Here is a 26,474-nt window from a genome sequence, read left to right on the forward strand (position 1 = left end):
GTGCACCAGGGCACCCGTGTGCCCGGTGACGACCCTGCAGGTCGTCGCCCCCTGCCCTCCCGACGCCCCGGCCGACGTCTCGTCGCCATGCTCGGTGCCGCGCTGCTCGTCGGCGCCGGTGTGTCCGCCACCACCGCGGTCGTCGCGGCCGAGCCGGCGTCGGCTGCGGTCTCGGCGCTCGACAACGGTCGGCTCGTCTGCAACCAGAACACGCTGTACGCCGTGGACGGCACGGGCAAGGTCATCGCGGTCGACATCACCCCCACGACCGATGCCGGGAAGAACGTCCCCGTCACCGAGCTCGGGGCCGAGGGCAACAACGGCCTCGGCATCTCGCGCGAGGGCGTCTCGATGTTCGGCGCCGCCAACGGCGGGACCGCGACCATCAAGCAGTACGACCCGAAGACCGGGCAGGTCCTCGCGACCATCCCGACCGACGGGGTGCACACCGTGATCCGTGGCGCGGTCAACCCGGTCACCGGCATCTACTACTACGGCGACGCGACCCGGATCTGGGCGTACGACCCGACAGCCGGCAAGCTGCTCGGCCAGGTCGGCACCCTGACCGGCATGACGACGACGAACTCGACCGGCGGCACCGGCGTCAACGGTGACTTCGCGTTCAGCTCGCGCGGGCTCATGTTCGTCGTGGCCGCGCACAAGGTCTACCGCGTCGACACCACCGAGCTGCCGACGACGGCGATGCCGTCGGGCGGCCGCAACCTGTCGACGACCGAGATCGGGACGCTGCCGAACGGCACGAACAGCCCCGGCATCGCCTTCTCGTCGGACGGGTACCTCTACGTCTCCTCGTCCGCGACCGCGACCAACGGTGTCAAGACGACGACGGTGTTCCAGCTCGACCCGACGTCGGGTGCCGAGCAGCGTCGCTTCGCGATCACCGGCGACTTCGGCGCGACCGACCTCGCCACCTGCAACTACGCCGACACCCTGACCGGACAGGCCTCCGTCGACGACCGCTGGAAGGACACCGACCAGTTCGCGCTGTCCATCGCCGGTCAGGGCATCCAGGCCACCACGCCCGGTGCCTCGGGCACGACGAGCGGCACCGCGACCGGTGTCCAGTCGAAGACCGCCGGTGCCCTGCTGACCACGCCGGACAAGGACTACACGGTCACGCAGCAGCCCGCAGGCACGACCGACCCCGCGGACTACGACACGACGTGGCAGGCCGTCGACCTGTCGACGAAGCGCACCGTCGCGAGCGGTACCGGCGGCACGGCGGTGTTCCGGTTCCCGCAGGCGACCACCGCCGACGGCACCGACGTCGTCGTCACGTTCACCAACACGCTCAAGCTCGCGCACGTCGTGACGAAGCCCGACGCCTACAGCACCCCGGTCGGGACGAAGCTGGACGTCGCCGCTGCAGGTGTGCTCGGCAACGACTCCGGGACGGGCCTGACCCTGCAGTCCACGGGCGCCCCGGCGCACGGCACCGTGACGACCTCGGCGGACGGGAGCTTCACATACACCCCGGCGAAGGGCTTCTCCGGCACCGACCAGTTCACGTACACCGCGGCGGACGGTTCCGGCCGCACGTCGACGAGCACGGTCACGGTCACCGTCTCGCCCAGCGGCGCCGACGACGCCTTCCCGGTGCGCGCCGGCGGGACCGCGACGGCGGACGCAACCACGGGCCTCCTGGCCAACGACGACGGCAGCGACCTGACCATCACGAGCCACACCGACCCGACGCACGGCACCCTCGAGCTCGGGGAGGACGGGTCCTACCGGTACACCCCGGCCCCCGGCTTCTCGGGCACCGACTCCTTCGCCTACACGGCGACCGACGGCAACGGCACCACCACGACGGCGACCGTCACCGTGACGGTGCTGCCCGCGGCCGGCGCCGACGCGATCACCGTGACCGCCGGCGGACCGACCACCGTCGGTGCGCCGGGCCTGCTCGGCAACGACCAGGGCACCGACCTGACCGTCACCGGCTCGACCCAGCCCGCACACGGCACGGTCACCGTCGGCAAGGACGGCTCGTACACCTACACCCCGGCCGACGGCTACTCCGGTGACGACACCTTCGACTACACGGTCACCGACGGCAACGGGAAGTCCGACACCGTCACCGTGACCGTCCTCGTGCGCCCCGCGGCGGTCGACGACACGATCACGCTGCCCGCAGGCGGCACCGCCACGGCGACGACCCGCGCCGACGGCGTCCTCGGCAACGACCGCGGCACCGGCCTGACGATCCGCTCGAACACCGAGCCGACGCACGGTTCGCTGACGCTGGCACCCGACGGCACCTACTCCTACGTGCCCGCGACCGGGTTCTCCGGCACCGACACGTTCACCTACCAGGCCACCGACAGCGCCGGCACGGTCGTCAGCGGCACCGTCACCGTGGTGGTCGTGCCCGTCGCTGCCGACGACCGCGCCGCGACGACGGCGAACGATCCCGTCGCGTTCGACGTGACGAGGAACGACACCGGTACCGACCTCACGCCGAGGATCGCCACGGCTCCGGCCCACGGCACCGCGGTCGTGAACGGGGACGGCGCCGTCGAGTACACCCCGGCCCGTGACTGGTCCGGCACCGACACCCTCTCCTACACGGTGACCGACGGCTCCGGCCGGACGTCGCAGCCGGCGACCGTGACGATCGCGGTCTCGCCGACCGCCCGCCCGGACACCACCTCGACGACGGCCGGCACCCCGGTCACCGTCGCGGCGACGGCCATGACGAGCAACGACTCCGGTACCGGGCTCACCGTCACCGGCGTGGGCAAGGCCTCGAACGGCACGGTCGTGCTCGACGCGGACGGCAACGCCGTGTTCACCCCGGCCGACGGCTTCTCGGGTACCGGCTCGTTCTGGTACGACGTCCGTGACGCCTCGGGCCGCACCGACTCCACCTGGGTCGTCGTCGTGGTCGGACCGCAGGCCACCGCGGACTCCGCGACCGTCCCGGCGTCCACCACGCTGACCGTCCCCGTGGCGGAAGGCGTCCTGGCGAACGACCACGGCACCGGGCTGACCGCGACGATCGACGAGCAGCCGCTGCACGGCACGGTCGACCTCGCCGCCGACGGCTCGTACACGTACACGCCGACCGTGGACTGGTCGGGCTCGGACCGCTTCACCTACACGGCGAAGGACGCGTCCGACACCGACGAGGAGAGCACCGGTCTCGTGACGATCACCGTCACGCCCCGCACCGAGGACGACCGGATCCGCACCACGGCCGACCAGCCCGTCACGGTGACCTCGGGTGACCTGACCGGCAACGACCACGGTTCCGGCCTCACCGTCACGTCGGTCGGGCAGCCCAGCGCCGGCACCGTCGTGCTGAACGCCGACGGCACCGTCACGTACACCCCGGCTCCGGGGACCTCGGGCACGGCGACCTTCCCGTACGGGGTCACCGGCGCGAACGACGAGCAGGCCGCGGGCACCGTCACGGTGACCATCACGCCCGTGGTCGCCGCGACCGCTGCCGACGCCACCGCCGACGGCACCCTCGTGGTGCCCGCAGACGAGGGCGTGCTCGAGGGCGCGACCGGCACCGGCCTGACCGTCACCGACAACACGGACCCGGGCCACGGCACCGTCGAGGTCGGCAAGGACGGCTCGTACACGTACACGCCCGAGCCGGGGTACTCCGGAAAGGACACCTTCGACGTGACGATCACCGACGGCTCCGGGAACACCACGACCGGCACCGTCACGATCACCGTCGCACCGAAGGCCGTCGACGACACCGCGACGACCACGACGGGGACCCCGATCGACGTCGCCGTGACCGAGAACGACAAGGGCACCGCGCTCCGGGTGACCGGCGTCGGCACGGCTGCGAACGGCACCGTCCGGATCTCCGACACGACCGGCACCGGCGGCACGGTCGCCCGCGACACCGGCGTGACCTACACGCCCGCCGACGGGTTCTCGGGCACCGACGCCGTCACCTACACGGTGACCGACGGCACCGGCTCGACCGCGACCGCCACGGTGCGCGTCACCGTCGCACCCACCGCGACCGACGACGTGCTGCAGACCACCTCCGGCACCCCGCTCGCGCTCGGCGGGACCGTGCTGACCGGGAACGACCACGGCACCGGGCTGACGGTCACGGACCACTCCGCTCCGCGCCACGGCACGGTGACCACCGCGGCCGACGGCTCGCTCGTCTACACGCCGACGACGGGCTGGTCCGGCACGGACACGTTCACGTACACCGTGACCGACGCCTCCGGGCAGACCGCGACCGCCACGGTCACGGTCCTGGTCGGCAACGTCGCGACGGCCGACCACGGCACCACCACCACGAACGGCACGCTGCGGGTGTCCGCGGCCTCGGGCGTCCTGACCGACGACTCCGGCGCGGGGCTCTGGGCGAAGATCGACCGGCAGCCGGAGCACGGCACGGTCGAGCTCCACAAGGACGGCTCGTACGTGTACACGCCGGCTGCCGGCTTCTCGGGCACCGACACCTTCACGTACACCGCGGTGGACGCCGAGGGCTCGACGTCGACCGGCCTCGTGACGATCACCGTCACGCCGGTCGCGACCGACGACCGCACCAGCACCGCCGCCGGCACCCCGGTGACGGCGGTCGACCCGGGCGTGCTCGGCAACGACCACGGCTCGGCCCTGCGGGTCGTGTCCGCGGGGACGGCGCGGCACGGAACGGTCCGCATCGCCGGCGCAGGGACCTTCGTCTACACGCCGGACCAGGGCTTCTCGGGTGTGGACTCGGTCACGTACCGCGACCACGACCTGGAGGGCCAGGCCGCGGACGCCACCGTGTGGATCACCGTCGGGATCGACGCCGTCGACGACAGTGCACGGACCGTCGCGGGCACCCCGGTCGCCCGTGACGCCCGGCACGGCCTGCTCGGCAACGACCGGGGGACCGGCCTGACCGCCGCCCTCGACCGGAAGCCCGCGCACGGCACCGTCTCGGTGCAGCGCGACGGCTCGTACCTGTACGAGGCCGCGGACGGCTTCACCGGCACGGACCGGTTCACCTACACGGTGACCGACGCCTCCGGGCAGACGACGACGGCCACCGCGGTCATGACGGTCGTCGCGGCCGCCACCGCCACGGACGACTCGGCTGTCGGTGCCGTGGGCCACCCGGCCAGCCTCCGTCCGACGGACAACGACCACGCCAGCGGCGGAGCGCACTTCGTGGCGACGACGCTGCACCTGGTCGACCCGGCCACCGGCGCACCGACCGACCGGGTCGTCGTGCAGGGCATGGGCACCTGGCAGGTCGACCGTGGGCAGGTCGTGTTCACCCCCGAGCACGGCTGGGCAGCGCGCACCTCGATCGACTACACGGTGCTGGACAGCGCCGCACAGCTGGTCCGCGCGACCATCGAGGTGTCCTACCCGACCGGGATCGCAGCGGTCGCGCACGTCGCGAAGCTCGCCTTCACCGGCACCACGGGACTCGTCGGACTCGGCCTGGCCGCGGTCGCGATGGTCCTGGCCGGGGCGTTCCTCGTGGTCCGCCGCCGAGGTGACGGCGCCGCCGTCGTGACGGGGACGCGCCGCCGCAGCGGGTCCTGACGACCGCACCCCACCACCGGACGGGAGGCCCGGACCACGTCAGCCGACAGGCGCACGTGATCCGGGCCTCCCGTCCGTCGTCCGTGGTCGCGACCCGACGTCGGGTCGCCGTGCCCTCGGGGGTCAGTGGACGGGCCCGTGGCGCGCAGCGCTCACCTGATGGGTGCGATGAGCTGCGGGCCGTCGTTCCGCACGCTGTTCACCGCGCGGGAGACCTCGTACTGCTCGAGCCCGGCCGCGACCGCGAGCGACTCGTGGTCGAGCAGTGCGAGCAGGTCGTCGGAGCCGAGGTCGCCGTCGAGCCAGTCGTCGTAGCCGTCCGGGGTGAGGAACGCCGGCATCCGGTCGTGGACCTCGCCGGGCGCGACGTGCGCGTCGCGGGTGATGATCGCGAGCGACAGCCGCCACTTGTCCGGGTCGTCCTCGGGCTTCGTCGGGTCCGGCCAGGCGCTCACGATGCCCGCCATCGCCAGTGCGCCGTCGGGCTCGTGCACGAAGTGGGGCTCCTTGCCGTCCTCGCGCACGACCCACTCGTAGTACCCGAGCGCGGGGACGATGCACCGGTTCGTGGCGAACGCGCGCTTGAACATGCCGCTCGTCGCGACCGTCTCGATGCGGGCGTTGATCGGCTTCGGCCGCTGCTTCCGGAAGTCCTTCGCCCAGCTCGGAACGAAGCCCCAGCTGATCTGCGGGAGCTCGCGCTGCCCGTGGCGCTGCCGGACGGCGTACACGGGGTCGGTCGGCGCGACGTTCCAGCTCGGGGCGAGGCCGGCGTGCACCTCGCCGGTGTCCTCGTCGACGTGCTCGGTGCGCGCCGCGAGCTCACCCACGAGCTCGGGCAGCAGATCAGCCGTGGTGTCGGAGACGACGAACCTTCCACACATGCGCCCAGTGTGCCCGCCGCGGCCGACAGTGGTGCGGGCGCGCAGCCGTCACTCGCCGGGCAGGCGGACCTTCGACCCGTGGGGGTGCCGGCGCCAGAGCGGACGGTGCCCCGGCGTGGTTGGTGCCGCCTCGAGCGCCGCGAGGCGGGCACGTTCGGCGAGTCCGAGCCGCGCCACCATGTCCGGGAGTGTGAGGAGGTACACGAAGGGCCACAGGATCACGAAGACCTCGACCTGTCCGGAGACGAGCGCCGTGATCCCGCCGGAGGCCGCCCCCACCAGGAGCGGCCCGAGCCGCGAGAGCCGTCGCACGAGTCCACGCTGCAACAGCGGCACGTCGATCAGGACGGCCTCGCGGTCCTCGGGCGCGATCGGCTGCGCTCGCCGGCCGATGTAGGGCTGCACCGACCACCGGACGGACAGCTGCCAGTCGGGTCGCACCTGTCGCCCGTTGATCCGGAGCTCGGGACCGATGTCGCGAGCCGTCGGGAAGCAGGAGTACGCCACCGCGAGGACTCCGAGCGTCGCGAAGGTGATCGCGACGACCGGGCGGAGGACACCGGGGCCCACCCAGGCCCACGCCCACTCCGTCGCGACGAACACGACGAGGGCGACCGCGGCGACGGCTCCCGCGGACCACAGGGCACGACGGGCCCGCGCCGGGTCGACGACCTCCCAGAGGCGCCCGCGCAAGACCTGCCAACCGAGCCGGTACACGGACCCCTTCTACGCCGCGAGGCTGCGAGGACCGGCCGCTGCTAGCGTGCCCGGGTGGACGACGAACAGCGCTGCCCCTGCCTGAGCGGCAACCCCTACGGCGAGTGCTGCGGCCCCCTGCACGCAAGTGCCGCCGCTCCGACCGCCGAGCGGCTCATGCGCTCCCGGTTCACCGCGTTCGCGCTCGGGCTGCCGGAGTACCTGTTGCTCACCTGGCACCCGCGGACCCGGCCGGACGAGCTGACGCTCGACCCGTCGCAGCGCTGGACGCGCCTGGACATCGTGTCGACCCGGTCGGGAGGCCCGTTCGACTCCGCCGGGCAGGTCACCTTCCGCGCGTGGTGGCGCACCGACGACGACCGCGGGACGCTCGAGGAGACGAGCGAGTTCGTGCGGGAGCAGGGGCGGTGGTTCTACCTGGACGGGGTCATCGCCTGAACCGCGGTTCACCGTCGACGGCGTGGTCGCCTGAACCGTGGTGCCTGAGCGCTGATCGTCAGGTGGTGATGGTCGCCGGCAGCCCGACCGCGAGCCGCATCGCCCGTCGGACCGCGGCCTCGTCCGGCAGCAGTTCGGTGTCGTCGCCGGACACGAAGAACCGGATCTGCCCGATCGCCTGCTCCGTCAGCATGTCGAGCCCGTTGAGCACCCGGCCCCCGGCAGTGGCCCAGCGTCCGGCCGCGGCGGTCGGCCAGGGCTCGTAGGCGACGTCGAACAGCACCGCGTCCGGCCCGGAGGGCAGCAGCTCGAGCGGGTCGGCCGCGCCGCCGGGCAGCGTCGACACGAGGAACCCGTGCCGCGTCCCCGGCAGCGAGTCGATCGGCAGCACCTCGAGCGTCACCCCGAGGCGCACCGCCAGGTCCACGAGGGAGCCGGCCTTCGCGGTGTCGCGGAGGAAGAGCCGCACGTCGACCGCGCCGAGCCGCACCGCAGCCGCGAGGGCGCTCGCCGCAGTGGCCCCACCGCCGACGATCGTGGCCTCGCCCGGCAGGTGTCCGAGTGCCTCCACCGGTCGGACGATGCCCTCGACGTCGGTGTTCGCGCCGGCCAGGACGACGCGGTCGCCCTCCTGCCGGAACGCCACGGTGTTGGCCACCCCGAGCTCGTCGACGAGCGGGGTGGTGCGGTCGAGCATCGGCAGGACGTCCCGCTTGAGCGGCATGGTCAGGCTGAGCCCGCGCCAGTCGGGACCCAGCCCCGCGACGAACGCGTCGAGCCCACCGGAGGCGACCTCGTGCCTCCCGTACGTGAACGGCAGCCCGAGCACGTCGTAGGCCGCCGCGTGCAGCGTGGGGGAGAGCGAGTGCGCGATGGGGGAGCCCAGCACGGCCAGCCGGGTCCGGTCGGGGTCGGTGAACTCCACGTCCGGAGCCTAGCCGCTCAGCACCCTCGACTGGGGTGCTTAGGGTAGCCTTACCTGTGTGATCCGAACCTCCCCCTCAGCGCGCCGCGTCCGCCGCGTGCTCGCGGCCGCCGGCGCCGTCGTCGCCGCGTCCCTCGTCCTCGCCGGGTGCACCTCCGGCTCCTCGTCGCCCGCCGCGTCCGACGGTGCCTCGGGCTCGGGCGGCGCGTTCCCCGTCTCGATCCAGACCGCACTCGGCACGACCGAGATCCCCTCGCAGCCGAAGCGCGTCGTCGCCCTCGGCTGGGGTGACGCGGAGACAGCGCTCGAACTCGGCGTGCAGCCCGTCGGCGCCAGCGACTGGCTCGCCTTCGGTGGCGACGGCGTCGGGCCGTGGCTCAAGGACGCGTACACGAAGAAGCCGACGATCATCCAGACGCTCGAGCCCAGCTACGAACAGATCCTCAAGCTCAAGCCGGACCTGATCCTCGACACGAAGAGCTCGGGCGACAAGGACCGCTACGCGAAGCTCTCGGCGATCGCGCCGACCGTCGCGGTGCCGAAGGGCGGCGCGAACTACCTCACCACCACCGAGCAGCAGGTCGACCTCGTGTCGCGTGCGCTCGGCAAGGAGTCCGAGGGCAAGAAGCTGCTGACCGACCTCGACGACGCGTACGCCGCGGCGCGGAAGGCGCACCCCGAGTTCGACGGCAAGACCGCCGTCGTCGGTTCGTACACGGCGGACGGCTTCGGCGCGTACGCCTCGAAGGACAGCCGCTCCACCTTCATGCAGCAGCTCGGCTTCACCATCCCCAAGGCCGTCGACCAGCAGGCCGGCGACGCGTTCTCGGTGAGCCTGTCCGAGGAGAACCTCGACCTGCTCGACGCAGACCTGACCGTCGTCCTGCCGATCTACGTCGACGCGTCGAAGGCCGAGTCCGACCCGCTGTTCCAGAAGGTGCCGTCGGTCGAGGCCGGGCACTCCATCGTCGTCGACGACGCGGACGTGTCGAACGCGTTCTCGCTCGGCACCACCGCCGCCATCGAGTGGGCGCTGGACCGGCTGCCGGACGAGTTCGCGAAGAAGCTCGGCTGACCGACAGCCACAGGGGGAGTACGGGAGACGCCGGGTCGCGAGTCGCGACCCGGCGTCTCCCGTTGCGTGCGTCCCTCGTTGCGTGCGTGCGTGCGTGCGTGCGTGCGTGCGGGGGCGTGGCGACCGGCGGTGACGGATGGTGCGCGGTCGCCGGACGGGAGGCACGGTGCGGGCCGGCACCGCGCCTCCCGTCCGACGTCTGGTGCCGTTCCGCGCGTTCCGCTACGCGGCGGTGAAGGTGGAGCCGATGAAGGCGAAGAGCAGGGCGATGAGCGGCAGCGAGCCCTGCACGAACGCCGAGTTCAGGTACCGGCGACCCGTGCCGGCCAGGACGACCGCGGCGCCGAGCATGCTCGCGCTCGAGAACACCACGAGGGTCCACCCCGTCGCACCGCTGCCGGTGACGACCAGCACGACGCCGAGGATCGCGCCGATCGCGAGGAACAGGTTGTAGAAGCCCTGGTTGAACGCGAGGGAGCGGGTGGCCTGTGCCTCGGACTCCGAGGCGATGCCGAACACGCGACGCACGCGAGGACTCGTCCATGCGACGGACTCGAGGAAGAAGATGTACACGTGCACGAGGCCCGCGAGGACCGCACACACGCCCGAGATCACGAGCAGGACCGACATGGCCTCCATTCTCGCAGCCCCGGAGCAGTGCTCGTGTCCGTCCGTCACACCAGCCCGCTCGGCGGAGGGCCGCCGGTAGGCTCGGGCCATGAGTGCCGACGAGTCCACACCCGTCCACGACGATGCGGTCGCCGAGCTGGCGAGCATCCGGCAGAGCATCGACAACATCGACGCCGCCGTGATCCACATGCTCGCCGAGCGCTTCAAGTACACCCAGCGGGTCGGTTACCTGAAGGCCGAGGCGGGCATGCCGGCCGCCGACCCGGGGCGTGAGCAGGTGCAGGTCGCGCGGCTCCGACAGCTGGCCGCCGAGTCGCACCTCGACCCCGCGTTCGCGGAGAAGTTCCTGAACTTCATCGTCGCCGAGGTCATCCACCACCACGAGCGCATCGCCGGCGGCGAGCGGTGAGCGGGCCTGCTGCCGGGATCCCAGCCGACGGCTTCCCCCAGGATCTCGCCGACCTGCACCTGCTCGTCGGGTCGTACACGGCGACGGGTGGTGGGAACGCGACCGGCATCTCGGTCGTGCACGGGACCACCGCCTCCACCGTCGCCGTGATGGACGACCCCTCGTTCCTCGCGCTCTCCGGCGACCGGGTCTACGCCGTGTCCGAGACCGCGGACGGTCGTGTCTCGGCCTTCCGGTACGCCGGTGGTGCGCTCGAGCACCGGTGGGATGCCGACGCCGGTGGTGACGCGCCCTGCCACGTGCGGGTCGACCCCTCCGGTGCGCTCGTCGTCACGAACTACGTCTCCGGCACCGTGACGGCCGTGTCGCTCGAGGCCGCAGAATCACACGCCGCCTCGGTGACCGCGAGCGACGGCGTCGTCGGGACCCACGGGAGCGCGGACCGGGTCGTCGTCCCCGAGTCGGCGCTCGTCACCGGCGTGCTGCCCGACGTCGAGGGGCCCGTCGAGGACCGGCAGGAGGGGCCGCACGCCCACCAGTCGATCGCGACGCCCGACGGCACGGTGCTCGTCGCGGACCTCGGCGGCGACGCACTCCACGAGTTCCGGGTGACGGCTGACCCCGCGATCGACCTCGTGCGCGTGCACCACCTCGGGCCCGGGGTCGGGCCGCGGCACATGGCGTGGCTCGGGGCCGGGGCCGACGCGGATCTCGTCGTCGCGGGTGAGCTCGATGGACGCGTGTACCGCCTGCGCCGCGACGGCTCCGGGACGCTGCGGCCGATCGCCTCGGCGCCGGCGTTCGACGGCGAGGTGGGGGAGTCGCTCCTCAGCCACGTCGAGGTCGACCGGGCCGGACGGGTCGTCGTCGCGGTCCGAGGCCGCGACCTGATCGTGGTGCTCGACACCGCGGACGACGGGCTGACCGTCGTCGGGTCGGCGTCGTGCGGCGGCGTCTGGCCGCGGCACTTCGCGCAGGTGCCCGGGTACCTGCTGGTGGCCAACCAGATGTCCGACGCGATCGCCGTGCTGCCCATCGGGGCGGACGGGGTGCCGGGCGAGACCGTGGCGCAGATCGCCGTCGGGTCGCCCGCGTGCATCGTGCCGGTGCCGGCCCGGTCGTGACCGAGGTCGGGGCTGGGGCCGGCGCTGGTGCCGGGGCCGGGGATGGCGCTGGGGCGCCCGTGCCCGTGCCCGTGCCCGTGGCCGGTGCGTCGGGCGTGCTCGCCGACGGGTACCGCCTGGTGGTCGGGCCGCCGCCGCTGGACGACTACCTGCGCCTGCGACGGGACTCCGGTCTGTCACCGAAGGACGCTGCGCAGGGTGCCGGGGCGATCGCGGGGAGCTGGTCGGCCGTGCACGTCGTCGACACCGACGGGGTCCCCGTCGCCATGGGCCGCACGATCGGGGACGGCGGGTGGTACTTCCACATCGCCGACATCGCCACCGATCCGGACCACCAGCGCCGGGGGCTCGGAAGGGTCGTCGTCGAGTGGCTCGTGGCGGACATCCGGTCCCGCGCGCCGGAAGGCGCCTACATCACGCTCGTCGGGGACCCGCCCGGTCAGCGGCTCTACCGTTCGCTCGGGTTCGAGGACGTCGCGCCGAGCCTCGGGATGGCGCTGCCGCTGCGCTGAGGGGCCGGGCGTCAGCCGTGGACGACGTTGGCGAAGGGCCGGCCCGCTGCCAGCGCGGACACCTGGCGTCGCACGAGCTCGAGGGTCCGCGGCACGCTGAGGTCCGTGTTCCCACCGACGTGGGGCGTCAGCACCGTGTTCGGCGTCGTCCAGAGCGGGTGCCCGGCCGGGAGCGGCTCCGGGTCGGTCACGTCGAGCGCTGCCGACAGCCGCCCGCGTTGGAGCTCCGCGACCAGGGCATCGGTGTCGACGACCCGCCCGCGGGCGACGTTCACCACGAGGGCTCCGTCGGGCAGCGCAGCGAGCAGGTCTCGGTCGACGAGGTGTTCGGTCTCGTCGGTGAGCGGGGTGATGAGCACGAGGACGTCCGTCCGGGCCGCGAGCTCCGGGAGCTCCCCGAACGCGTGCACGTACCGCCCGTCCTGCTCCCGCGCAGTGCGGGCCACGACGGTGACGTCGCACCGCATCGCCTCGAACCGCGTGGCGATCGCAGCGCCGATCGCCCCGTGACCGACCACCGTGACCCGACGATCCGCGAGCGATCGAGTGGTGCGGACGGCCCACACCCCTGCGGCGCGGTCGGCCTGGAACGTGTGGATCTCGCGGAGCGAGGTCAGCGCCAGACCGACCGCGAGCTCGGCCGTCTCGTCGTCGTGGATGCCGCGGCCGTTCGCGACCTGCGCGTGTGCCGGGGCGTGCGGCAGCGCGTGCTCGTACCCGGCACTCGGCAGCTGCAGGAGTCGCAGGTTCGGCAGGTCGTGCACGAACTGCCACCGGTGACGACCCGCGAAGTAGAACGGCAGCAGCGTGAGCGCGACGTCCTCGGGGCGGTCGTACGGGCCTTCGACGTCCCACACGTCGAGCTCGACGCCGTCCGGCACGGGGCCGAACCGGTCGACGAGCTCGACGAAGGGCAGGGTGACGATCGGCATGCGGTCGCGGTGCTCCTGGTCGCCGTCAGCTGTCGGTGCGCGGCGAGAACGAACCGTGGTCGTCGAGCGGCCCGCGCCCGACGTAGCCCTCGGTGACGTCCTCGACGATCACGTCGCCGAAGCGCGCCGGCAGCGTCGCGCCGTGCGTGCCCCGCAGCTCGTCGATCGACGCCTCGAACGCGCCCTGCACCTCGAGCGTGCCGGACGAGGCGTCCGTCACACCGATGCGCAGCACCGGGAAGCCGCGACCCTCGCACAGCCCGCGGAACCGCACGTCGTCCTCGCGGCGCACGGTCACGATGACGCGACCCGTCGACTCCGAGAACAGCGCGGTCGCCGTGTCGACGCCGTCGCGCTCCTCGAGCTCGTCGAGCACCACGCGTGCGCCGATCCCGAAGCGCAGGACCGACTCGGCGAGGGACTGGCCGAGGCCGCCGTCCGCCAGGTCGTGGGCGCTCGTGAGCAGCTGCTCGCCGGATGCCGCGTGCAGCAGCTCCGCCAGGGCCTTCTCGCGGTCGAGTTCCACCGCCGGCGGGCGACCACCGAGGTGCCCGTGGACGGTGCCGGCCCACGCCGAGCCGTCGAGCTCGAGGCTCGTCGTGCCGAGCAGGTACACGTTGTGGCCGTCGTCCTGCCAGCCCGAGGGCACACGCAGGGCGACGTCGTCGATGATGCCGAGCACACCGACGACGGGCGTCGGGTGGATCGGGGTCGTGCCGGTCTGGTTGTAGAACGACACGTTGCCGCCGGTGACCGGGATGCCGAGCTCCATGCAGCCGTCAGCCAGGCCCTCGACGGCCTCGGAGAACTGCCACATCACCTCGGGGTTCTCCGGCGAGCCGAAGTTCAGGCAGTCGGTGACCGCGGCGGGGACGGCGCCGGTGACGGCGACGTTCCGGTACGCCTCGGCCAGCGCCAGGCGCGCGCCCTGCTTCGGGTCGAGCTGGCAGTAGCGGCCGTTGGCGTCGGTCGCGACGGTGACGCCGAGCCCCGTCTCCTCGTCGACGCGGATCATGCCGCCGTCGTCGGGGAAGGACAGCGCGGTGTTGCCGAGCACGTAGGTGTCGTACTGGTTCGTCACCCAGTTCTTCGACGCGAGGTTCGGCGAGCCGAGCAGCTGCAGGAACTGCGCCTTGAGGGCCGGACCGTCGGTCGGACGCTCGAGCGAGGCGGCGGTGTCGGCCTGCAGCGCATCGATCCACGACGGGTAGGCGACCGGGCGGTCGTACACCGGACCGTCGACGGCGACCGTGCGCGGGTCGACGTTCACGATCTCCTGGCCCTGCCAGTCGATGACGAGACGGCCGGTGCCGGTGACCTCGCCCAGGACGCTCGTCTCGACCTCCCACTTGCCGACGACCGCGAGGAACGCGTCGAGCTTGTCCGGGCGGACGACCGCCATCATGCGCTCCTGGCTCTCGGACATGAGGATCTCCTCGGCCGTGAGCGTGGGGTCGCGCAGCAGGACGTCGTCGAGCGAGATGTGCATGCCACCGTCGCCGTTCGAGGCGAGCTCGCTCGTCGCGCAGGAGATGCCAGCGGCACCGAGGTCCTGGATGCCCTCGACCAGTTCCTCGCGGAACAGCTCGAGGCAGCACTCGATGAGGACCTTCTCGGCGAAGGGGTCGCCGACCTGCACCGCCGGGCGCTTGGTCGGGCCGCCCTCGGTGAAGGTGTCGGACGCCAGGATCGACGCGCCGCCGATGCCGTCGCCACCCGTGCGGGCACCGAAGAGCACGACCTTGTTGCCGGCACCGGAGGCGTTCGCCAGGTGCAGGTCCTCGTGCCGCAGGACACCGACCGCGAGCGCGTTGACGAGCGGATTGCCCTGGTACACCGGGTCGAAGTAGGTCTCGCCGCCGATGTTCGGCAGGCCGAGGCAGTTCCCGTAGAACGAGATGCCGCCGACGACGCCGTGCACGACGCGCGCCGTGTCCTCGTGGTCGATCGCACCGAAGCGCAGCTGGTCCATCACGGCGACCGGGCGTGCGCCCATCGAGATGATGTCGCGGACGATGCCGCCGACGCCGGTCGCGGCGCCCTGGTAGGGCTCGACGTACGACGGGTGGTTGTGCGACTCGACCTTGAAGGTCACCGCCCAACCGTTGCCCACGTCGACGACACCGGCGTTCTCGCCCATGCCGACCATCAGGTTCTTCGTCATCTCCGGCGTGACCTTCTTGCCGAACTGACGGAGGTAGTTCTTCGACGACTTGTACGAGCAGTGCTCGGACCACATCACCGAGTACATGGCGAGCTCGCCCGAGGTGGGGCGGCGGCCGAGGATCTCGCGGATCTTCGCGTACTCGTCGGCCTTGAGCCCGAGTGCCTCGTACGGCTGCTCCTTGTCGGGGGTGGCGGCGGCGTCCTGGACGGTGTCGGGCTTCGGGCGAACGTGGGTCGTCACGGTGTTGTCGTTCCCTGTCACTGGAGTCGTGTTCGTCGGAGTCGTCGTCACTTGACGAGCGTCGACTCGATCACGGAGGTGAAGAAGGTGAGGCCGTCCGTGCCGGAGGCCATCGCCGCGGGGGTGTCCGGGCCGAACCCGGGCTCCGTCGCGTGCTCGGGGTGCGGCATGAGCCCGACGACGTTGCCGCGCTCGTTCGAGACGCCCGCGATGTCGTCGATCGACCCGTTCGGGTTCACCCCGACGTAGCGGAACACGACCTGGCCGTTGTCCTCGATGCGCTTGATCTCGTCGGCGTCGGCGACGAACCGGCCGTCGGCGTTCTTCAGCGGGATCGTGATCTCCTGCCCGGCGCTGAACCCGGAGGTCCAGGCGGTGCCGGCGGTCTCGACGCGGAGCTTCTGGTCGCGGCGGATGAACTGCTGGTGCGCGTTGCGGGTGTGGGCGCCGGGCACGAGGCGGGCCTCGGCGAGCATCTGGAACCCGTTGCAGATGCCGAGCACGGGCATGCCCTTGCCTGCGGCGCCGATGACCTCGGCCATGATCGGGGCCTTCGCCGCGATGGCGCCGGCACGCAGGTAGTCGCCGTACGAGAACCCACCGGGGAGCACGATCGCGTCGACCCCCTGCAGGTCGTGGTCGCCGTGCCAGAGCGCGACGGGGTCGGCTCCTGCGAGGCGGACCGCGCGCTGGGCGTCGCGGTCGTCGAGCGAGCCCGGGAACGTGATGACGCCGATGCGCATCCGCGTCACGCGTCCTGCACGGTGACGGAGACGACGTCCTCGATCACGGCGTTCGAGAAGACGTCGGCCGCGATGTCGCGGACCTCGGCCAGCTTCGCGTCGTCGACCGGGCCGTCGACGGCGATCTCGAAGCGCTTGCCGATGCGGACGTCGGTCAGGTCGGCCTTGCCGAGACGGGCGAGGGCGTTGCCCACCGCCTTGCCCTGGGGGTCGAGGATCTCTGCCTTGGGCATGACCTCGACGACGATGGTTGGCACGTGTTCACTCCAGCGCTTGGGTGGGTTGGGTGGGACGGCATCAGTCTACGGGCCGCGCGCGCCGCGCCGGGCCGCTTGTGGAGAAGTCGTCCAAGGCGTATGTTCCAAGTCGAATAATCGCTCGCGAACATGGTCTGGAGGCATGGATGGCGTCGCTCACGCCCCTCGCGTTCGCCGCGCTCGGCCTGCTCGCCGAGGCGCCCATGCACCCGTACGAGATGTTCCAGACGATGCTCCACCGGCACGAGGACCAGAACGTCAAGGTCCGGCCGAGCACGCTGTACCACCAGATCGGACGCCTCGTGGACCTCGGGTACGCCGAGGCACTCGGGACCGCGCGCGAGGGCAACCGGCCCGAGCGCACCACCTACGCCATCACCGACCACGGCCGCGCGGAGCTCGACGCCGGACTCCGGCGCATGATCGCGGAGCCCGCCGACGAGTACCCCGAGTTCCAGCTCGCGGTGTCCCACGTCGACAACCTGACCGCCACCGACGCGGTGACCGCGATGCGCGCACGCGCTGCCGCACTCCGCGCGGAACGTGCCGGGTACGACGAAGCCGCCACGGGCCTCCAGGCCAAGCAGCTCGCCGAGCGCTACTGGCTCGACGTGTCGTACGTGCGTGGCATGCTCACCGCGCAGATCGAGTGGCTCACCGCCACCGCCGACCGGATCGCGAGCGGCGACATCCCCTGGGACGGCCCCGCCGTCCCCGACCCAGCACTACAGAAGGACCAGGACACCACTCGATGACCTCCACCACGTCCGCCGACCTGCAGCACGGGAAGAAGCCGTGGCCCGCGCTCTGGGCACTCGTCGTCGGCTTCTTCATGATCCTCGTCGACTCGACCATCGTGTCGGTCGCGACGCCCACGATCGCGCAGGCGCTCGACGCCGACATCAACGCGGTCATCTGGGTGACGAGCGCCTACCTGCTCGCGTACGCGGTGCCGCTGCTCATCACCGGGCGCCTCGGCGACCGGTTCGGCCCGAAGGTGCTGTACCAGGCGGGTCTCGTGGTGTTCACCCTCGCGAGCCTGTGGTGCGGCCTCGCCGGGTCGATCGAGGTGCTCATCCTCGCCCGCGTCGTGCAGGGCCTCGGTGCCGCGATGATGACCCCGCAGACGATGGCGGTCATCACGCGCATCTTCCCGCCGCAGAACCGCGGTGCGGCCATGGGGCTGTGGGGCGCCGTCGCCGGCGTCGCATCGCTCGTCGGCCCGATCGTCGGTGGGTTGCTCGTCGACGGCCTCGGCTGGGAGTGGATCTTCTTCGTGAACGTCCCCGTCGGCGTCGTCGCGTTCGTGCTCGCGCAGCGCTTCGTCCCCCGCTTCGAGCGGCACGGACACCGCTTCGACTACCTGGGCATCGTGCTCAGCGCCGCTGGCATGTTCCTGCTCGTCTTCGGCATCCAGGAGGGCGAGACCTACGACTGGGGCACCATCACGGGCCCGATCTCGGTCTGGTCGCTGATCATCACCGGCATCGTCGTGCTCGCCGCCTTCGTGGTGTGGCAGGGCGTGCAGAAGGGCGAGCCGCTGCTGCCGCTCGGCCTGTTCAAGGACCGCAACTTCACGCTCGCCAACATCGCCATCACGGCCGTCGGCGTCGCGATCTCGTCGTTCGCGCTGCCGATCATGCTCTGGGCGCAGGACGTCCTGCGCTTCTCGCCGACCCAGGCCGCGCTGCTGCTCGTGCCGCAGGCCGTCCTGTCCGCCGCGCTCGCACCGCTCGTCGGCAAGAACCTCAACAAGTGGAACCCGCGGTGGGTCGGCTCGTTCGGCCTCGCGTGCTTCTCCGGCGGGCTGTTCTGGTTCGGCGCCCTGCTGTGGTCGGGTGCCGGCTGGGGCTGGACGCTGCTGCCGAGCGCGCTCCTCGGGCTCGCGAACGCCTGCATGTGGGGTCCGCTCTCGGTCTCGGCGACGCGCAACCTGCCGCCGGCGCTCGCCGGTGCGGGGTCGGGCGTCTACAACACCACGCGGCAGATCGGTGCGGTGCTCGGTTCGGCCGGCATCGCGGCGCTGATCGAGGCGCGCATCACGGCGAACTTCCCGTCCGGGTCGGGCACGGGCTCGGGCGGTGCGGAGCAGCAGGTCGGCGCGCTGCCGGAGTTCCTGCAGCAGCCGTTCGCCACGGCGATGGGGCAGTCGCTCGTGCTGCCGGCCGTGGTGCTCGTGGCGGCCATCGTCGCGGCGCTGTTCCTGGCGAAGCCGAAGCAGACGACGGCGTGGAAGCAGACCGGCGCGGTCGAGACGCAGCCCGGCGCGGCGGAGCCCGAGGCCGCGGCGCGCTGACGCTGCGGCGCGGTCGTCGTCACACGGACCCCGGTCCCGCTCGTGCGGGGCAGTCGTCCGGGGTGCCGGTCGTGCGGGGCAGTCGTCCGGGTCGTGCCGGTGTAGAACGACAAGACCGCTGTCGTACGACAGCGGTCTTGTCGTTCTTGCCGTCCAGAGCGGAAGAGCGTGGATTGGCGGGGACTGGTGCGACAGGATCGTCGTCGTACGACAGCGCATCTGTCATACGACGGCGCCGCACGACCCCCCGGACCCCGCTCACCCCCGCCGCTGCAGGTGCGCCCGGGTCAGCTCGGCCATCTCCTCGTCGGACAGGGCGTCCACGGAGCGGGCCTCGCGGCGGTCCGTCCGCTGCCACCGCACGAACAGCATCACGAGCACCGGGACGTCGGCGACCTCGGCGATGAACCAGAGCAGGTCACCCGCCAGGTGCTGGTCGCGCAGCGGGGTCGGGAACCACGGCTGCCCCACGGCGTGCACGAGCGACCCGTCGAGCACGTGGTCCGACACCCGCAGCACGATGCCGGGGACCGCGTCGAGCAGCAGCTCCACGAAGGCGAGCAGGAACTCGACCGTCACGAACGTCGAACTCCGGAGGACCCCCGGCTCGGACAGCGGCCCGAGCACCGTGAAGCCGAGCACCGGCACGGACACCGTGATGAGCGCGGCCCACACGCTCGACTCGCGCACGACCGCGGACAGCGGGGTGAGCAGCACCGCGAAGAGCACCAGCCCGACCACGGGGGCGACGATCGCGTTGCCGAGCACCCGGATCGGCCGGGAGTGCACCACGCGGTCGGCGACGGCGGACCAGTGCGCGGGTCCGCCCAGGCGCAGCAGGGACACGGGAGCGGCCAGGGCGGCGAAGGTCGGCACCGCGAAGAACAACAGGGCGAGCCGGAGCGTGAACGCCCACCGGAGCTCCTGGTCGTACCGCCCGACGATGCCGAACTGCAGCACGGCGAAGAGCAGCAGTGCGACCAGGAACGACGCGGTGCGCCAGGCGGACCACCGGGCCCCACGGCGTCGAGCGCCGACGAGCCACCAGCCGTAGGTCACCGCGGCGACCGCCAGCAGCACCGCAGCCAGGGGATCGACGTGCCAGGTGCTCCAGAACTCGGCGGGTTCGGGCGTGGGGTGCCTCCTGGTGTCGGGCCGGACGAGCCGGCTCCGTCATCCTCCGCCCGTCCGACCCCGCCGCAGCCGGGCCGATGCGCAGCGGCGGTGAGGATCGGCTCAGGTGCCCACTGGTCCCACGGCTGTCGAGGCTGTCCGGGCGGGCCGGGTCCGGCCGAGCAACCACACCCCGACCGGCACGGCGACCGCGCCGAGGACCGCGACGCCGAAGGACAGGTGCCACTGCATCACGACGAACGCCGGACCGATCGTGCACAGCGCTGCGACGGTCACCACGGGCCACCCCGCCCGGTCGGTCCCCGGCTGCAGTCGGGGGAGCGGGCGGTCCCACCGGCGCAGCGCCCTGGCCACACCGATCGCCGCGGCCAGCACGACGACGAGTGCGATCGGCCGCGTCGCCCACCACGGCACCGAGCCCGGGTCGGGGAACGGGACGGCGAGCAGCAGCGCGACGCCGTTCAGGGCGATGTACAGCGGCAGGTGCCAGAGGTAGATCGCCATGCCGTCACGACCGAGCAGGAACACGGTCGCCTGCGCCGCCCGGGTCTGCATCAGTCGGGTGAGCGGTCGGTGCACGAGCTGCACGAGGCAGACCTGCGACACCGCGAGCACCGCCAGCGGCAGCATCGGCGGGTTGAGGTCCTGCAGCATGTCCGGCGCCCAGAGTCCGACGCTCGTCAGCGGGACGAGGAGGGCGTACCCGACCAGCGCGACGGCCGCGAGCAGCAGCCTCGAGCGGCGGGCGAACCAGCCGTCTGCCCAGAGGAACCCGAGCTGCTGCGCGAAGAGCCACACCGGGCCGAGGTTGAGGAGTCCGACCTCGGCGGTGCCGGTCGCGAAGCGGAGCGTGTCGACGGCCGTCGCGAGGACCAGCAGGACACCGAGCGTGCGGAACGGCGCCCGCGCGTGCAGGCGTGCCATCACCGGCACGCAGCACTGCGTGATGCCGTACGCGGCGAGGAACCAGAGCGGCGAGCCGATGCCGAACGCGATCTCGGCGAGCAGCTCCGCGGGGGTGCCGAGGGCCGTCGCGATCCCCAGGCCGAGTGCCAGCACCACGAACAGCGGCACCGCCGGGCGGTAGAGCCGCACGAGTCGCGTCGCCACGAAGTCCCGCGCGCCGCCGCCCCGAGCGAGCGTGCTGCGCCACCCGACCGCGCTCGCGAACCCGCCGACCGCGAAGAACAGCGGCATCACCTGGCCCGCCCACGTCGCGGGGACGTACCAGGCCGCCTCCTGCAGCGGGCTCGTGACACCGATACCGTCGGCCGACACCGCCACCCCGACCATCGTGACGTGCACGACGACGACGAGGACGACGCACGCCGTCCTGATGAGGTCGACGACCAGGTCCCGCTGCGCGATGATCCCCCGGACGTCCTGAGCGCTGCTGGCCGGCACGGAGTCGATCCGCGACGAAGGCCCCTGCTTCGTGGACATGCCGTGACGCTAGCGCCCGACCGGCTGGATCAGCATCGTCCCAGCGGATCGCGACCGGATCGTGACACATCGCATGCCAGCAGCGGCATACATCGTCCTGAGAGTCGCGCGCGGAGTCGACGGGGGGGCACACCGCCGCTGCGGACGGGCACGGCCGGATGGCGCGCCGACACGCGCAGCACGCCGCCCCCTGGGCTCCGAGCCCACGACCGTGTACGGTGGAGCTTGTCTTGACCGATGCAAGAGAAAGAAGCTGATGGACGCCGACGCCGACCTGCTCCGGGCCGCCGGCCTGCGGGTGACGACGCCCCGGCTGGCCGTCCTGCGTGCCTCGGGAGCGATGCCGCACGCGACCGCGGACGACATCCTCACCGCGGTCTCGGTCGAGCTGCCGACGACGAGCCACCAGGCCGTCTACGGGGTGCTGGGCGCCCTGACCGGCGCAGGACTCGTCCGGCGCATCGAGCCCGCGGGCAGTCCGGCGCGGTACGAGCGGCGCACCGGGGACAACCACCACCACATCGTCTGCACGATGTGCGGCGCGGTCGAGGACGTCGACTGCGCGGTCGGCCACGCCCCCTGCCTCACGCCGTCGGAGACGCACGGCTTCGCCGTCACGACGGCCGAGGTCACGTACTGGGGCATCTGCGAACGCTGCGCAGCGGCGGAACGCGACGACGCTCAGGTCGTCACGGCCTGACGCCGGCGGGACGTCCGGAGTCGGACGAGACCGCCCGGCGCGACACCGACGTGACGCGCCTCACGAGCAACCCGAACCATCCTGACCGAACCAACCGTTCCACCTGAGGAGGAACCGTGTCCGACCAGAACACGACCGGCCCCGCCGGCACCCCCACCACGACGACCAACTCCGGCGCCCCCGTCTCGAGCGACCAGCACTCCATGGGGGTCGGCGCCGACGGCCCCCTCGCCCTGCACGACCACTACCTGGTCGAGAAGCTCGCCCAGTTCAACCGCGAGCGCGTCCCGGAGCGCGTCGTCCACGCGAAGGGCGGCGGTGCGTTCGGTACCTTCACCGTCACGCACGACGTGTCGCAGTACACCCGTGCCGCGTTCCTGCAGCCGGGCAAGCAGACCGAGATGCTCGCCCGCTTCTCGAGCGTCGCCGGTGAGCAGGGCTCCCCGGACACCTGGCGCGACCCCCGCGGCTTCGCGCTGAAGTTCTACACCGAAGAGGGCAACTACGACCTCGTCGGCAACAACACCCCGGTGTTCTTCATCCGCGACGGCATCAAGTTCCCCGACTTCATCCGCTCGCAGAAGCGCCTGCCGGGCAGCCACCTCCGCAACCACGACATGCAGTGGGACTTCTGGACCCTCTCCCCGGAGTCGGCCCACCAGGTCACGTGGCTCATGGGTGACCGCGGCCTGCCGTCGTCGTGGCGCCACATGGACGGCTTCAGCTCGCACACCTACCAGTGGATCAACGCCGAGGGCGAGCGCTTCTGGGTGAAGTACCACTTCGAGACGCAGCAGGGCCACAAGACCCTGACGCAGGAGGACGCCGACCGCATCGCCGGTGAGGACGCCGACTTCCACATCCGCGACCTGTACGAGGCGATCGAGCGCCAGGACTTCCCGAAGTGGGTCCTCAAGGTGCAGGTCATGCCGTACGCGGACGCCGAGGGCTACCGCTTCAACCCGTTCGACCTGACGAAGGTGTGGCCGCACGCGGACTACCCGCTCATCGAGGTCGGCACGATGGAGCTGAACCGCAACCCGGAGAACTACTTCGCGCAGATCGAGCAGGCCGCGTTTGCGCCGTCGAACTTCGTCCCCGGCATCGCGGCGAGCCCCGACAAGATGCTCCTCGCGCGCATCTTCAGCTACGCGGACGCCCAGCGCTACCGCGTCGGCACGAACCACGCGCAGCTGCCGGTGAACGCCCCGAAGAACGAGGTCCACTCGTACTCGAAGGACGGCGCCATGCGCTTCGACTTCCAGAAGGCGGAGGTGCCGGTGTACGCGCCGAACACCCAGGGTGGAGCGCACGCCGACCCGACCGCGACGGACGACGTCCCGGGCTGGGAGTCCGACGGCGCGCTGCAGCGCTCCGCGGCGACCCTGCACGCGGAGGACGACGACTTCGGCCAGGCCGGCACGCTCTACCGTGAGGTCCTCGACGACGCCGCGCGTGAGCGCCTGGTCGGCAACATCGCCGGCCACGTCTCGAAGGTGACGCGCGACGACCTGCGCGAGCGCGTGTTCGCCTACTGGACCAGCGTCGACGCCGACCTGGGGGCGCGCGTGCGCGCCGCGGTCGCGCCGAGCGCGCCCGGTTCGAACGAGGACCCGGAGAAGGTCGCGGTCGAGGCGTAGTCGCCACCACCTGACGGACGGGAGGCCCGGTACCAGCTGGTACCGGGCCTCCCGTCCGTCGTGTTGTCGCTCCTGGACCTGCTGTCCGTTGCGCATGACCTCGCCCGGCTGGTGGCGGGGCCCGGTCCTCGTTCCTGGACCTGCTGTCCGTTGAGCATGATCTCGCCCGGCTGGTGGCGGGGCCCGGTCCTCGTTCCTAGACCTGCTGTCCGTTGAGCATGATCTCGCCCGTCGGCCAGTCCTCCAGCTGCGCCTCGACCGGCAGGACCATCCAGCCGCCCTGCTCGGTCTCGTTCACGCCGACCCCGTCGGCCGTGAAGGCCGAGAACGTGCCGACGGCGCCGTCGACCTCGTGCCAGCCCATGTGCGCGTAGAAGGGGATGCGGTCCTCGCCGGCGCCGAGGAAGCCGTAGGGCACGCGGAGTCCCTCGAGGACGGCGCGGGTGCGGACGAGGAGCTCGCGGCCGACCCCGCTGCCCTGCAGCCTCGGCGAGACGGCGACGATGCCGGTGTCGCCGACCAGGACGTCCTGCCCGCCGACCGTGACGAACATCCGACGGATCCCGACGTGCGCGAGCACCGTGCCGTCCTCGCCCCAGCCGACCACGCGGCGCTCGGGCTGCATGCCGGCGTAGTCGCGGCCGCCCACGTACCAGTGCGACCAGCTCGGGAACGCCTGCCCGAGCATCGCTGCGATCGCCTCGTGGTCGGGGAGCGACAGTGCGCTCTCCTCGACCACCTCCCACCGGATGTCTTCGCTCACGGGTCCATCCTGCCGGGTCCGCCTGCGCGTCGGTGCGGCCCGAGGCTCGGCCAGGCGGACATGTTCGCGTGTGCTCGACCACGAACGTGTCCGCGGAGCCGAGGCTCGGCGCAGACCTCCCTCGCGCGAGCCGCTCAGCCGCGACCGGGCGCGGTCACCTCGATGCGGTTCGCCCACGGGTCCTCGAACGCCACGGTCCGACCGTCGTCCGCGGTCTGCACCCCGGTGTCGTGCATGCGGGACACGAGTGCGCCGAGGTCGTCCGCACCCGGCACCTCGATCCGCACGAGCCCGAGCCCGAGTGCCTGCTGCCGGCGCCCGGCCCCGCGGGAGTTCCACGTGTTCATCGCCATGTGGTGGTGGTACCCGCCCGCGCTGACGAACAGCGCCTGGTCGCCCATCGCCGCGGTCGTCGCGAAGCCGAGCCGGTCGACGTAGAACGCCTTCGCGGTGGCGACGTCGCCCACGGACAGGTGCACGTGGCCGACCCGGCCGGGGCGCGTGCTGGCCGCTTCGAGCGCCGAGGAGGTCAGGTGTTCCTGCACGAAGGCGTTCGGGTCGACGTAGATGGTCGCCATGTCGACCATCCCGTGCGTCCACGACCACTCGGTGCGGTCGCGGTCCCAGTACAGCTCGACGCCGTTGCCCTCGGGATCCTGGAAGTAGAACGCGTTGCTGACCAGGTGGTCGGCGCTGCCCGTGAAGGTCTGCGGGTACTTCGTCGCGACGGAGTACAGCGCTGCCGCCAGGTCGGCCTGCGTGTCGAACAGGATCGCGGTGTGGAAGAGCCCGGCCTCGTGCGGGGCGGCGTGCCGCATCGCGGGGGCGTGCTCGAGGACGACGATCGGCGTCGACCCACGACCGAGCACGGCGGTCCCGCCCGCGTTCGTCAGCACCGTCAGGCCGACGCCGTCGCGGTAGTAGGCGACCATCGTGTCGAGGTCGGCAACGCGGAGCGTGACGGCGCCCATCCCGATGTCGGCTGCGAGCAGGTCCTGCGTGTGCATGCCCCCAGTGTGCGCCGGAATGGTTGACGCGTCAACCAAACCGCGACCACGGGCTACTTCGCGCTGAACCCGCCGTCGGTCTTCAGCAGCTGGCCGTTCACCCACCCGCCGTCCGGCCCGAGCAGGAAGCCGACGAGCGCCGCGGTGTCGGTCGGCATCGACGGGCGCCCGAGCGGCGTCTGCGCGACGGCGGCCCGGCGGATCTCGTCGGTCATCCACCCGGTGTCGTTCGGGCCCGGGTTGACCAGGTTCGCACTGACCCGGACGTCGCCGAGCTCGAGGGCAGCCCCGACGATCAACCGGTCGAGTGCGCCCTTGCTCGTGCCGTACGCCAGGTTGAACCCGACGTGGTCGCTCGTCAGCGCGACGATGCGACGGCGGTCCTCCGGTACGGCTGCACCCTCGCGGAGCCGCCGCGCGTACGCCTGCACGACGAGGAACGGCGCGCGCACGTTCACCGCCAGGTGCCGGTCGAACGACTCCACCGTCGTGGTCGCGAAGTCCGAGTCGACCGACTCGCAGTGCGACATCACCACGGCGGTCACCGGCACGCCGGCCTCTGCCTCGGCGCGGCCGACGAGCGCGGCCGCCTGCTCGGGGTCGGCCAGGTCGACCGGGAGGCGCGTCACCCGTGCCCCCGCACGCTCGGCCTCCGCGACCACCGCGTCCACCCCGTCGGGGTCGGCCGCGCCGTGCACGCGCGCGTCGTACGGCCCCCACCACGAGAGGGCGAGGTCCCAACCGTCGGCGGCGAGCCGCGTCGCGATCGCGGCACCGATCCCGGCGCGGCGGCCGACGCCCGTCACCAGGGCGAGCGGTCTGCTGGTGAGCGGTCCGTGGGTCATGGGTCGTGCCTCCCGTCCGGGCGACGCGTCGGTGCGTCGCCCG

23 protein-coding genes are annotated in these 26,474 nt (G+C 72.1%); 10 read left to right on the top strand and 13 right to left on the bottom strand.

From position 1 onward, the window contains the following. Positions 1-87: 87 nt before the first annotated feature. A complete protein-coding gene (locus PIJ49_RS07615) occupies positions 88-5,550 on the top strand; it encodes an Ig-like domain-containing protein (protein WP_271826234.1) in 5,463 nt (1,820 codons plus the stop codon). 152 nt (positions 5,551-5,702) lie between these two features. Here PIJ49_RS07615 and PIJ49_RS07620 read toward each other — a convergent pair whose 3' ends face one another. Both PIJ49_RS07620 and PIJ49_RS07625 read right to left on the bottom strand, forming a co-directional pair. Then, positions 5,703-6,434 (bottom strand): SOS response-associated peptidase, encoded by a 732-nt coding sequence (locus tag PIJ49_RS07620; RefSeq protein ID WP_209684053.1) that lies wholly within the window; start codon positions 6,432-6,434, stop codon positions 5,703-5,705. A 48-nt stretch (positions 6,435-6,482) separates the two neighbouring features. Then, the gene (locus PIJ49_RS07625) at positions 6,483-7,151 is read right to left on the bottom strand and encodes a hypothetical protein (RefSeq protein WP_271826235.1); all 669 of its coding nucleotides are present in this window, start codon (positions 7,149-7,151) and stop codon (positions 6,483-6,485) included. A 54-nt stretch (positions 7,152-7,205) separates the two neighbouring features. On the opposite strand from PIJ49_RS07625, the gene PIJ49_RS07630 reads away from it, so the two are divergent. Continuing rightward, a complete protein-coding gene (locus PIJ49_RS07630) occupies positions 7,206-7,589 on the top strand; it encodes a YchJ family protein (RefSeq protein WP_271826236.1) in 384 nt (127 codons plus the stop codon). Positions 7,590-7,647: 58 nt separating this feature from the next. Here PIJ49_RS07630 and PIJ49_RS07635 read toward each other — a convergent pair whose 3' ends face one another. After that, positions 7,648-8,514, bottom strand: coding sequence for a shikimate dehydrogenase family protein (locus tag PIJ49_RS07635; protein ID WP_271826237.1), 867 nt, complete (start codon positions 8,512-8,514; stop codon positions 7,648-7,650). A 58-nt stretch (positions 8,515-8,572) separates the two neighbouring features. On the opposite strand from PIJ49_RS07635, the gene PIJ49_RS07640 reads away from it, so the two are divergent. Beyond that, a complete protein-coding gene (locus PIJ49_RS07640) occupies positions 8,573-9,589 on the top strand; it encodes an iron-siderophore ABC transporter substrate-binding protein (protein WP_271826238.1) in 1,017 nt (338 codons plus the stop codon). Positions 9,590-9,811: 222 nt separating this feature from the next. On the opposite strand, the gene PIJ49_RS07645 is transcribed toward PIJ49_RS07640, so the two are convergent. Next, a complete protein-coding gene (locus tag PIJ49_RS07645) occupies positions 9,812-10,219 on the bottom strand; it encodes a DUF1304 domain-containing protein (protein ID WP_200884129.1) in 408 nt (135 codons plus the stop codon). Between the two features lie 88 nt (positions 10,220-10,307). Here PIJ49_RS07645 and PIJ49_RS07650 point away from each other — a divergent pair, with 88 nt between their 5' ends. From PIJ49_RS07650 to PIJ49_RS07660, 3 genes are read left to right on the top strand one after another with little or no spacing between them, the layout of a single operon-like run. After that, positions 10,308-10,628: a chorismate mutase gene (locus PIJ49_RS07650; RefSeq protein WP_066652113.1), complete on the top strand. Its 321-nt coding sequence runs from the start codon at positions 10,308-10,310 to the stop codon at positions 10,626-10,628. Beyond that, a complete protein-coding gene (locus PIJ49_RS07655; RefSeq protein WP_271826239.1) occupies positions 10,625-11,752 on the top strand; it encodes a lactonase family protein in 1,128 nt (375 codons plus the stop codon). Before PIJ49_RS07650 ends, PIJ49_RS07655 begins: the two co-directional genes overlap by 4 nt. Positions 11,753-11,811: 59 nt before the next feature. After that, entirely contained in the window at positions 11,812-12,264 is a 453-nt protein-coding gene (locus tag PIJ49_RS07660) for a GNAT family N-acetyltransferase (RefSeq protein ID WP_235426456.1), read from the top strand. Between the two features lie 11 nt (positions 12,265-12,275). On the opposite strand, the gene PIJ49_RS07665 is transcribed toward PIJ49_RS07660, so the two are convergent. Genes PIJ49_RS07665 through purS form a run of 4 tightly spaced genes read right to left on the bottom strand, consistent with a single transcriptional unit; the run spans position 12,276 to position 16,603 of the window. Then, positions 12,276-13,196 (bottom strand): 2-hydroxyacid dehydrogenase, encoded by a 921-nt coding sequence (locus PIJ49_RS07665; protein WP_271826240.1) that lies wholly within the window; start codon positions 13,194-13,196, stop codon positions 12,276-12,278. A 25-nt stretch (positions 13,197-13,221) separates the two neighbouring features. Next, a complete protein-coding gene (purL, locus tag PIJ49_RS07670) occupies positions 13,222-15,603 on the bottom strand; it encodes a phosphoribosylformylglycinamidine synthase subunit PurL (RefSeq protein ID WP_271826241.1) in 2,382 nt (793 codons plus the stop codon). A 47-nt stretch (positions 15,604-15,650) separates the two neighbouring features. Further along, on the bottom strand, positions 15,651-16,346 hold the full coding sequence (gene purQ / locus PIJ49_RS07675; RefSeq protein WP_271826291.1) for a phosphoribosylformylglycinamidine synthase subunit PurQ: 696 nt from the start codon (positions 16,344-16,346) through the stop codon (positions 15,651-15,653). A gap of 5 nt (positions 16,347-16,351) precedes the next feature. Continuing rightward, a complete protein-coding gene (gene purS / locus PIJ49_RS07680; RefSeq protein WP_066652126.1) occupies positions 16,352-16,603 on the bottom strand; it encodes a phosphoribosylformylglycinamidine synthase subunit PurS in 252 nt (83 codons plus the stop codon). Positions 16,604-16,749: 146 nt separating this feature from the next. Here purS and PIJ49_RS07685 point away from each other — a divergent pair, with 146 nt between their 5' ends. Continuing rightward, on the top strand, positions 16,750-17,358 hold the full coding sequence (locus PIJ49_RS07685) for a PadR family transcriptional regulator (RefSeq protein WP_271826242.1): 609 nt from the start codon (positions 16,750-16,752) through the stop codon (positions 17,356-17,358). Beyond that, positions 17,355-18,899: a DHA2 family efflux MFS transporter permease subunit gene (locus tag PIJ49_RS07690; protein WP_144411226.1), complete on the top strand. Its 1,545-nt coding sequence runs from the start codon at positions 17,355-17,357 to the stop codon at positions 18,897-18,899. Before PIJ49_RS07685 ends, PIJ49_RS07690 begins: the two co-directional genes overlap by 4 nt. A 258-nt stretch (positions 18,900-19,157) precedes the next feature. Here PIJ49_RS07690 and PIJ49_RS07695 read toward each other — a convergent pair whose 3' ends face one another. Then, entirely contained in the window at positions 19,158-19,979 is an 822-nt protein-coding gene (locus PIJ49_RS07695; RefSeq protein WP_271826243.1) for a cytochrome c oxidase assembly protein, read from the bottom strand. 156 nt (positions 19,980-20,135) lie between these two features. Beyond that, positions 20,136-21,476: an acyltransferase family protein gene (locus tag PIJ49_RS07700; protein ID WP_271826244.1), complete on the bottom strand. Its 1,341-nt coding sequence runs from the start codon at positions 21,474-21,476 to the stop codon at positions 20,136-20,138. A gap of 256 nt (positions 21,477-21,732) precedes the next feature. Here PIJ49_RS07700 and PIJ49_RS07705 point away from each other — a divergent pair, with 256 nt between their 5' ends. Next, positions 21,733-22,176, top strand: a complete 444-nt coding sequence (locus PIJ49_RS07705) for a Fur family transcriptional regulator (RefSeq protein ID WP_271826245.1) — start codon at positions 21,733-21,735, stop codon at positions 22,174-22,176. A 116-nt stretch (positions 22,177-22,292) separates the two neighbouring features. After that, the gene (locus PIJ49_RS07710) at positions 22,293-23,816 is read left to right on the top strand and encodes a catalase (protein ID WP_271826246.1); all 1,524 of its coding nucleotides are present in this window, start codon (positions 22,293-22,295) and stop codon (positions 23,814-23,816) included. A gap of 196 nt (positions 23,817-24,012) precedes the next feature. Here PIJ49_RS07710 and PIJ49_RS07715 read toward each other — a convergent pair whose 3' ends face one another. The 3 genes from PIJ49_RS07715 to PIJ49_RS07725 all read right to left on the bottom strand — a co-directional run bounded on the left by PIJ49_RS07715 (position 24,013) and on the right by PIJ49_RS07725 (position 26,431). Further along, entirely contained in the window at positions 24,013-24,579 is a 567-nt protein-coding gene (locus tag PIJ49_RS07715) for a GNAT family N-acetyltransferase (protein WP_209684035.1), read from the bottom strand. Positions 24,580-24,713: 134 nt separating this feature from the next. Next, positions 24,714-25,586: a VOC family protein gene (locus PIJ49_RS07720; protein ID WP_271826247.1), complete on the bottom strand. Its 873-nt coding sequence runs from the start codon at positions 25,584-25,586 to the stop codon at positions 24,714-24,716. Between the two features lie 53 nt (positions 25,587-25,639). Next, a complete protein-coding gene (locus PIJ49_RS07725; protein WP_271826248.1) occupies positions 25,640-26,431 on the bottom strand; it encodes an SDR family oxidoreductase in 792 nt (263 codons plus the stop codon). Between the last annotated feature and the right edge of the window lie 43 nt (positions 26,432-26,474).

This window comes from Curtobacterium uvaldense, from assembly GCF_028307415.1.
Taxonomy (GTDB): Bacteria; Actinomycetota; Actinomycetes; order Actinomycetales; family Microbacteriaceae; genus Curtobacterium.

Coding starts and splice junctions, on each gene's coding strand:
- PIJ49_RS07615 (WP_271826234.1), top strand. CDS start 88: ATGCTCGGTGCCGCGCTGCTCGTCGGCGCCGGTGTGTCCGCCACCACC.
- PIJ49_RS07620 (WP_209684053.1), bottom strand. CDS start 6,434: ATGTGTGGAAGGTTCGTCGTCTCCGACACCACGGCTGATCTGCTGCCC.
- PIJ49_RS07645 (WP_200884129.1), bottom strand. CDS start 10,219: ATGTCGGTCCTGCTCGTGATCTCGGGCGTGTGTGCGGTCCTCGCGGGC.
- PIJ49_RS07650 (WP_066652113.1), top strand. CDS start 10,308: ATGAGTGCCGACGAGTCCACACCCGTCCACGACGATGCGGTCGCCGAG.
- PIJ49_RS07665 (WP_271826240.1), bottom strand. CDS start 13,196: ATGCCGATCGTCACCCTGCCCTTCGTCGAGCTCGTCGACCGGTTCGGC.
- purQ (WP_271826291.1), bottom strand. CDS start 16,346: ATGCGCATCGGCGTCATCACGTTCCCGGGCTCGCTCGACGACCGCGAC.
- PIJ49_RS07685 (WP_271826242.1), top strand. CDS start 16,750: ATGGCGTCGCTCACGCCCCTCGCGTTCGCCGCGCTCGGCCTGCTCGCC.
- PIJ49_RS07690 (WP_144411226.1), top strand. CDS start 17,355: ATGACCTCCACCACGTCCGCCGACCTGCAGCACGGGAAGAAGCCGTGG.
- PIJ49_RS07700 (WP_271826244.1), bottom strand. CDS start 21,476: ATGTCCACGAAGCAGGGGCCTTCGTCGCGGATCGACTCCGTGCCGGCC.
- PIJ49_RS07705 (WP_271826245.1), top strand. CDS start 21,733: ATGGACGCCGACGCCGACCTGCTCCGGGCCGCCGGCCTGCGGGTGACG.
- PIJ49_RS07720 (WP_271826247.1), bottom strand. CDS start 25,586: ATGCACACGCAGGACCTGCTCGCAGCCGACATCGGGATGGGCGCCGTC.
- PIJ49_RS07725 (WP_271826248.1), bottom strand. CDS start 26,431: ATGACCCACGGACCGCTCACCAGCAGACCGCTCGCCCTGGTGACGGGC.